Raw genomic sequence first — 7,842 nt, forward strand, 5'->3', positions numbered from 1 at the left:
CCTGCGACTCACCCGTGAACGGACGCTTGCCCGCCAGGCATTCGTAGGCGACGATGCCGAGCGAGTAGGTGTCGGTGGCGGGGGAGGCCGGGTGACCGGACGCCTGCTCGGGCGACAGGTACTGCACCGTGCCCATGACCTGGCCGGTCGCGGTGAGCGGTACCTGGTCGGCGATACGGGCGATGCCGAAATCGGTGATCTTGACGCGGCCGTCGGGCGTGATCAGCAGGTTTCCCGGCTTGATGTCGCGGTGCACGAGACCCGCCGCGTGAGCGGCCTGCAGAGCGGACGCGGTCTGGGCGACGATGTCGAGGGTCTTGTCGGCGCTGAGTGCTCCATCGCGCTCGAGCACGGTCGAGAGAGCCTCGCCGGGCACCAGCTCCATGACGAGGTAGGCGCTGCCGTTCTCCTCGCCATAGTCGAAGACACTGGCGATGCCCTCATGGTTGACGAGTGCGGCGTGCCGAGCCTCGGCTCGGAAGCGCTCGAGGAACCCGGGGTCCCCCATGTACTCGTCCTTGAGGATCTTGATGGCGACGGTACGTCCGATGACGTGATCCGTCGCTTCCCACACCTCGCCCATGCCACCGATCGCGATACGCGACTGCAGCTCGTAACGACCACCGAACGACACACCCTGCGTCGGCCTCATCTGCCCAGCACCGCCTCTATGACCTTCTTCGCAATCGGAGCGGCGATGGTGTCGCCGCTGCCTGATTGTCCCTGTCCGCCGCCGTCTTCGACGACGACCGCTACTGCGACCGCTGGATCGTTCGCCGGCGCGAAGCCGGTGAACCACAACGTATGCGGCCTGTTTCCGTTCTCTGCGGTGCCCGTCTTACCGGCCACGTCGATCCCGTCTATTCTTGCACCCTGGGCCGCTCCCGTTGCGACGCTCGCGACCATCGCGGCGGTCACGTCGTTCGCCACATCGGCCTCCATCGCACGTCCGAACTCGCTGTCCTGGAACGCCTTGATGACCGAGAGGTCGTTGCCGATCACGGCGTCGACCATCCGCGGATTCATCACGACGCCGTCGTTCGCGAGTCCGGCGGAGACCATGGCCATCTGCAGCGGAGTGGCGGTGACCTTTCCCTGGCCGAAACCGGTCAGAGCGGTCTGTGCGTCGTCGAGGGCCCGCGGGTAGCTGGAGGGTGTCGACGTCAGGGGCGTGTCGAACGATCGGTTGAACCCGAGCTTGTCGGCCATCTCGCGGATCGCGTCGTCGCCGAGTTCGACCGCGAGCTCGGCCATGGGGATGTTGCAGCTGAGGCGGATCGCCTCGGCGATCGTGACGGTCTCTCCGGGGCCGCAGGTGCCGCCCCACGCGTTGGAGACGCGGTTGGACGACCCGGGAAGGGTGTAGACGGCCGGGTTGGGCAGCGTCGACTCCGGGGTCCACTTGCCGCTCGCATAGGCCGCAGCGGCGACCACGACCTTGAACGTGGAACCGGGTGGATTCAGGTCGCCGGCGATGGCGCGGTTGGACAGCGGCTTGTTGGCGTCGGCGACGAGCTGGTCGTAGGTGGCGTTCGCGGCATCGGCATCGTGCGTGGCCATCAGGTTCGTGTCGAAGCCGGGCGTGGAGACCATGGCCAGGATCCGTCCGGTCTTCGGATCCATCGCCACGACAGCACCCTTGAGGCCGCCGAGGGCCTCGTAGGCCGCTCGCTGCGCCGCGGTGTTCAGTGAGAGCTCGACGCTGTACCCGCGCTGCGGTTGGCCTGAGAGGATGCGCTCGACCTCGCCGAGGAAGGCATTCGACCCCGTGCCGGAGAGTTCGGCGTTCATGGCCTTCTCGATGCCCGTGCTCGAGCCCAGAGCCGGGTTGAAGTATCCCGTCACCGGTTCCCAGATGGGAGCATCCGCGTAGGTGCGCTGGAACTGGTAGCGGTCATCACTCGGCACCGAGCTCGCGATCGCGACGCCGTCGACGATGATCGATCCGCGCTGGATCTCATAGCTGTCGAGCCGGGTGCGCTTGTTGTTGCTGTTCTGGGCCAGCGCATCCGCTTCGACGACCTGGATCCAACTGGTCGCGGCGAACAGCGCGATGAACATGAACAGCATGATGATGCTGAGGCGGCGGAGTTCCTTCGTCATGTCAGCCGATCACCACCCGGGGTTGGCGCCGCACACCGTCGGAGATGCGCAGCAGGAGAGCCACGATGAGCCAGTTGGCCACGAGGGAGGATCCACCCGCCGCGAGGAACGGGGTGGTCAGACCGGTCAGCGGGATGAGGCGCGTGACACCGCCGACCATGATGAACACCTGCAGGGCGATCGTGAACGAGAGACCCGTCGCGAGCAGCTTGCCGAAGTCGTCCTGACCGGCGAGGCCGATGCGCATGCCGCGGCTGACGAACACCATGTAGAGGCAGAGGATCGCGAACAGTCCGATCAGCCCGAGTTCTTCGCCGAGGCTCGTGATGATGTAGTCGCTGTGGGCCAGCGGAGTGACCTCGGGGCGTCCCTGGCCCCAACCCGTGCCCATCAGACCGCCGCGGGCGAGGCCGAAGAGCCCTTGCATGGGCTGGTACCCGGCGCCGTCCGGGTCGACCTGGTTGGCGTCGAAGAGGAAGAGCCAGTTGATGAAGCGACCCTGCACGTAGCTGAGGATCTGCGTCGCGAGCGCGACGCCGGCGACCACGAGGGTCAGGCCGATGAGCACCCAGCTGGTCTTCCCCGTCGCGACGTAGAGCATCGCGACGAACATCCCGAAGATCAGGGTTCCGGTTCCGAGGTCGCGCTGGAAGACGATGATCCCGAGCGAGATCAGCCAGACGACCAGCACGGGTCCGAGCTCGCGCATGCGTGGCCAGGTGATGCCAAGGACCCGCTTGCCGACCGACGTCAGGCTCTCACGGGTGCGCACGAGGTATCCCGCGAAGAAGATGGCCAGGCAGATCTTGGCGAGCTCGCCCGGCTGGAAGGCGAAGGCCCCGCCGAGCGACACCCACACCGCAGCGTTCGCGTCGGGGATGCGCAGCCCGGGGACGAAGGGCAGCAGCAGGAGCAGGATTCCGGCGAGTCCGAAGATGTAGGTGTATCGGAAGAGGATCCGGTAGTTGCGCAGCAGGATCACGACCACGATCGCACCGGCCAGCGAGATGGCGGTCCACGCGAGCTGCTTGGTCGAGTAGGCGTTCCAGCCGGTGTTCTTGAAGGCGATGTCGATGCGGTAGATCATCGCGATGCCGAGTCCGGTGAGCAGGGTCGCGATCGGTACGACGAACGGGTCGGCGTCGGATGCCACGAAGCGCAACACGATGTGCAGCGCGAACGCGAGGGCGGCGAGGCCACCGCCGATCGCCAGGATCATCGGGTCGATCACCCCGAGCGCGCCCAGCTGGACGAGCGTGAGCGCGGCACCGCTGATCGCACACGCGAAGAGCAGCAGCCAGAACTCGCGGTTGCGCTGGCTCTGGGGCATGCGGATGCGCTTGAGGGCCTTGATGACGCTGGTGTCGGCTGTGACGTCGGTGGTCATCCGTCACCCCCGGCCGGAGTCTCGACAGGGGTCGGCATGGGCGTGGGCAGCGGCGTCTGCTCGATCGTGTTCGCGTCGGCACCCGCCTTGAGCCGGTCCACGATCGCCATCGCGTCGGACAGCGAGCGCGCGGTGATCGTGCGCTCGACCGATGCCCGCTGATACGGAGGCAGGTTCGCGAGGAGGATGTCGGTGTCCTGGATCGGGGTGGACAGCGTGATCGGACCGATGTTCTGCTGCACGCCCTGGAAGATCACGACACTGTCCTCATCGGCGCCGATGAAGTACCGGGTCTGGGTCCAGCTGTAGGCAGCGAAGGCCGCGACGCCGAGCATCACGATCACCACGAGAGCGCCGGCGATCCACCCGAGGCGCCGGCGCTTGGCGCGACGACGGTCCTCTTCGATGAGCTCCTCGAGGTACTCGGGCGCCGGCTCGAAGTGGCTGGGCTCGTTCGCGGCCTGTCGCACCGGGTGCAGCCAGTTGCCGCGGGGAGCCCGCACGGGAGGAACGTACACGCCGTCGGGGTTCGACGCTGAGCCGACGATCGTGGGGGTTCCCGAATGGATCGGGTGCTGTCCGCCGACGTCGACCAGGACCATCGTGACGTTGTCGGGCGCGCCGCCGTCGAGTGCCTGCTTGAGCAGGATGTCGGCCGTACGTCCGGGGGCGAGACCGAGCTGCATGGCCTTGAGGATGTGCGGCTCGTCGACCACGCCGGAGAGTCCGTCGGAGCAGAGCAGCCACCGGTCGCCGGGCTGCGTGTGCATGACGAACATGTCGAGCTCGGGGTCGGAGTCCATGTCGCTGAGCACACGCATCAGCACGGATCGGCGCGGGTGGTAGCGCGCCTCCTCCGGGGTGATGCGGCCCGAGTCGACCAGACGCTGCACGAACGTGTGGTCGGCGGTGATCTGCGTCAGGGCGTCGTCGCGATAGAGGTAGATGCGCGAGTCGCCGATGTGGCCGATGACCGCGTACTCGTCGACCATGATGATCGCGCTGAGGGTGGTGCCGAGACCCGCCAGCTCTGGACGGTCCTTCGCGGCACGGATGAGGTCGCCCGCGGCCGTGGTCGCCGCCGCCTGCAGCGAGGCCTGTGCGTCTTCCGTCGTCGCATACGCCTGATCGAGCGGCTCGAGGCGCTGGATCGCGATGCTGGATGCGACGTCACCGCCGGCGTGACCGCCCATGCCGTCGGCGACGACGAAGAGGTTCGCTCCGGAGTAGCCGGAATCCTGGTTGTTGGAGCGGACCTTCCCGGTGTGGGAGATCGCGACGCTCGAGCCCTCGAAGACCATGCCGGCGTCAGGCTCGCAGCTCGAAGGTCGTGGCGCCCACCTTGATGGGGGTGCCGAGCGAGAGGGCGACCGGCGAGCCGGAGACGCGCTGGCCTGCGACGAAGGTGCCGTTGGTGGAGTCGAGGTCCTGGATCGCCCAGGCGTCGCCGCGCAGCATCAGGCGCGCATGGTGGCTGGACGTGTAGTCGTCGCGGATCACGAGAGCGGATTCGCTGGAGCGGCCGATCGTGAGGGAGTCGGCGCTGAGCGGCAGCTCCAGGCCTGCCTTCGGGCCGGAGGTGATCACGAGCCGCTTGGCTGTCGCGACCGTCGCCGGGCCCGTGGAGGGGCGGGCGGAAGCCGGCTTCGCGACGGGTGCCGCGGGCGCAGCCGCCTGTGCGGGGGCTCCGGCGGTCGCCTCGGCGGGCAGCTTGCGCACGCGCACTCCGAACAGGTCTGCCCGGAGCGAGTACACCACCCCGAACACGAAGAACCACATCAGGAGAAGGAACCCGATGCGGAGCAGAAGGAGGATCAGTTCACTCACCCGAGGGCTCCGAACGCTCGGGTGGCGTCGTCGCCTCTGGACGTCGGCCGCGAGGGGGCGGCCACGGGGACGATGCGGAACACCAGGTCGGTGCGTCCGATCGTGATCGTGGTGTCGGTGGGGAGCGCGGCTTCGCGCAGCTTCTGGCCATTCACCTTCGTGCCGTTGGTGGATCCCAGGTCGCGCATCATGGCGCGCTCGCCGTCCCACAGGATCTCGACATGCTTGCGGCTCGAACCGGCATCGGCGATCGTGATGTCGGCATCCGAACCGCGTCCGATCACCGTGCGAGCGCGCGAGATCGAGTGGCGGCGGCCGTCGACGTCGACCACGGCCTGCCAGCTGACGCGGCCCTCGACCGTGCCGGAGCTGACGCGCACCGTGCCGGTGGCGACCTTCTCGTCGGCCTCGAGGGTGATCGAGAGCGGCCCGGCGAAGCTGTACCCCTGCGACGTGGCGTGCTTGGTGAGAAGAGCATGCAGCTCATCGGTGAGAGCGCCACCGAGCCCGCGCATCCGCTCGGCATCGTCGTCGCTGAGGCGAACGATGTAGCTGTTGGGCGCGATGATGCGGTCGCGGCTCACGACAGCGGCCTTCGTGTCGGCTTCGCGCCGCAGCGCCGAAGCGATCTCCACGGGCTGGATGCCGCTACGGAAGGTCTTGGCGAACGCGCTGTTCACTGCGCGCTCGAGACCTTTCTCAAAGCTGTCAAGTAGTCCCACTGGGCTCCTCTGGCATGCCGGCTGGTAGGGACATCGTAGCCAGGTGTCCTGGGGGAACGCCGCCGAAGACCCCCGTCGAGTGTGCAACGAGCCCGAAAACGCATGATATCTTTGGGAAGTTGAGTTCTTCGGAACGAGACCACTCGCGCGAGTGGCGGAATGGTAGACGCGCTGGCTTCAGGTGCCAGTGTCCGTAAGGACGTGGGGGTTCAAGTCCCCCCTCGCGCACAGTTCAAGATGGCCCGGTTCCTTTCGAGGAAGCCGGGCCTTCTTCTTTCCGCATGCTTCGGGTCGTCGATGACGGTGGTGGTGCGGCGCGAATCGACCGCTAGTGTCTGGTCATGAAACGCAGCGAGTACCGCACTTCTTTGATGGGATGGCGAGCCGCGCTCATCACGCTCGCCGCCTCGATCATCGGCTTCGCGGCGGTGGTGATCCCGCTGCTGAACACTGTCGTGGATCGGGATGGGACCATCACGGCCCGCGATCAGAAGATCGATGAACTCGAGCAGGAACTGGATTCCGCGAACGCGAAACTCGAGGTCCGGCAGGAAGCGATCGCAGAACTGCGCGATGAGAACAGGGAGCTCCGCGCGGCGTTGCCGTACACGGTCGCGCCGGAAGACGTTCACGACATCCGTGCGACGGCCACTCTGACGCTCGCCAAGCGGGGGGACACGCTCGACTTGAACTCGGCGCTCCCGAACTTCGGTGCCGCGGACTTCGTCTACTCGGACACTCTTTCTTACAGCGGTGACAGGTTGGTCCTGGGGTACGGCGCCTCCACCGTGGTCTTGGGTTCGGGTAACGCGGACTACGCGACGTGTGCCGCGGCGACCGGGTGGTCGCGCGGGTCGTCCCTCGACCCCCACCAGCTGGAGGCACCCACGACGTGCGTCCGGCTCCAATCTGATCGGTACGCAGCGATCCAGGTGCTTCGCTACGACGCGAACTCCGTCGACGTGACCATCACGGTCTGGGAGTAGCGCGTCGGAGCCTTCTCCCGTCACCGCACCGGCAGGTACCGACTCAGGTGCTCGAACGGCGGCTGCGATGAGAGGTGCGACACGGCCGCAGACCCCACGGCGCACGCGGCTTCGAGAGCGTCGGCAGGCGCGTGCCCTGCGCGCAGCGCGAGCACGAGTGTCGCGCAGAACGCATCCCCCGCGCCGACCGTGTTCACGGCCTCGGCGGGGATGCCGTCAGCCCGGGTGATCTCCTCGCCACGGCGATACAGGGCGGCGCCGGCCGCGCCGTAGGTGACCGCGACGAGTTCGGCCTCGGCGAGCTCGGGCATGAGCTCGCGCTCGGTCTCGTTCACGATGAACAGATCGACGCGACTCAGCAGCGCTTCGGGTAGCGGCTGGGCGGGAGCGGCGTTGACGGCGATGAAGCCGGGCGCCGTTGCGGCGACCTCTTCGACGATGCTGAGCGCGATCTCCAGTTGCATGAGCACCGCCTCCTCCTCTCGGAAGGTCACGCCGTCGAGACTCACCCGATCATTCGCTCCCGGGCACACCGCGATCTGGTTCTCGGCGTCGGAATCCACGACGATCAGTGCCGTTCCGGTCGGGGCATCGACGGTGCGGAGGTCGGTGGTGTCCACCCCGGCCCGATCCATCTCGTCTCGGGTCCAGGCCCCGTCGGCGTCATCCCCGACGGCGCCGATCATGCGGACTCTCCCGCCGAGCTTGGCGGCGGCGACGGCCTGATTCGCGCCCTTCCCTCCCAGGTCTCGGGACAGCCTTCCGCCGGCGACGGTCTCACCTGCGGTGGGGAGGCGATCGACGAACGCGGTGACGT

8 protein-coding genes and 1 tRNA gene are annotated in these 7,842 nt (G+C 67.4%); 2 read left to right on the plus strand and 7 right to left on the minus strand.

Annotated elements, in window-relative coordinates:
* The 6 genes from AX744_RS16265 to AX744_RS16290 all read right to left on the minus strand — a co-directional run.
* Positions 1–652, minus strand: a 652-nt coding sequence (locus tag AX744_RS16265) for a serine/threonine-protein kinase (protein ID WP_157543634.1), incomplete at its 3' end; no start/stop codon positions are given.
* Positions 649–2,103: a peptidoglycan D,D-transpeptidase FtsI family protein gene (locus AX744_RS16270; RefSeq protein WP_046747990.1), complete on the minus strand. Its 1,455-nt coding sequence runs from the start codon at positions 2,101–2,103 to the stop codon at positions 649–651. The genes AX744_RS16270 and AX744_RS16265, both read right to left, overlap by 4 nt.
* 1 nt (position 2,104) lies before the next feature.
* Positions 2,105–3,490 (minus strand): FtsW/RodA/SpoVE family cell cycle protein, encoded by a 1,386-nt coding sequence (locus AX744_RS16275; protein ID WP_046747991.1) that lies wholly within the window; start codon positions 3,488–3,490, stop codon positions 2,105–2,107.
* Entirely contained in the window at positions 3,487–4,791 is a 1,305-nt protein-coding gene (locus tag AX744_RS16280) for a PP2C family protein-serine/threonine phosphatase (protein ID WP_046747992.1), read from the minus strand. Before AX744_RS16280 ends, AX744_RS16275 begins: the two co-directional genes overlap by 4 nt.
* 7 nt (positions 4,792–4,798) lie before the next feature.
* Positions 4,799–5,317, minus strand: coding sequence for an FHA domain-containing protein FhaB/FipA (locus AX744_RS16285; RefSeq protein WP_046747993.1), 519 nt, complete (start codon positions 5,315–5,317; stop codon positions 4,799–4,801).
* Positions 5,314–6,039, minus strand: coding sequence for an FhaA domain-containing protein (locus tag AX744_RS16290; protein WP_058630930.1), 726 nt, complete (start codon positions 6,037–6,039; stop codon positions 5,314–5,316). Before AX744_RS16290 ends, AX744_RS16285 begins: the two co-directional genes overlap by 4 nt.
* A gap of 145 nt (positions 6,040–6,184) precedes the next feature.
* Here AX744_RS16290 and AX744_RS16295 point away from each other — a divergent pair.
* A tRNA-Leu gene (locus AX744_RS16295) sits at positions 6,185–6,267 on the plus strand.
* A gap of 113 nt (positions 6,268–6,380) precedes the next feature.
* Positions 6,381–7,025, plus strand: a complete 645-nt coding sequence (locus AX744_RS16300) for a hypothetical protein (RefSeq protein WP_147251192.1) — start codon at positions 6,381–6,383, stop codon at positions 7,023–7,025.
* Positions 7,026–7,045: 20 nt separating this feature from the next.
* Here AX744_RS16300 and AX744_RS16305 read toward each other — a convergent pair.
* The coding region (locus tag AX744_RS16305) for a ribokinase (RefSeq protein WP_061018043.1) at positions 7,046–7,842 on the minus strand (797 nt) is incomplete at its 5' end.

The organism is Microbacterium sp. CCH5-D1 (assembly GCF_001557335.1).
Lineage (GTDB): Bacteria > Actinomycetota > Actinomycetes > Actinomycetales > Microbacteriaceae > Microbacterium > Microbacterium oxydans.

Bases quoted from the DNA above. Each gene is read 5' to 3' on its own strand.
- AX744_RS16270 (WP_046747990.1), bottom strand. From the start codon at position 2,103: ATGACGAAGGAACTCCGCCGCCTCAGCATCATCATGCTGTTCATGTTC.
- AX744_RS16275 (WP_046747991.1), bottom strand. From the start codon at position 3,490: ATGACCACCGACGTCACAGCCGACACCAGCGTCATCAAGGCCCTCAAG.
- AX744_RS16300 (WP_147251192.1), top strand. From the start codon at position 6,381: ATGAAACGCAGCGAGTACCGCACTTCTTTGATGGGATGGCGAGCCGCG.
- AX744_RS16280 (WP_046747992.1), bottom strand. From the start codon at position 4,791: ATGGTCTTCGAGGGCTCGAGCGTCGCGATCTCCCACACCGGGAAGGTC.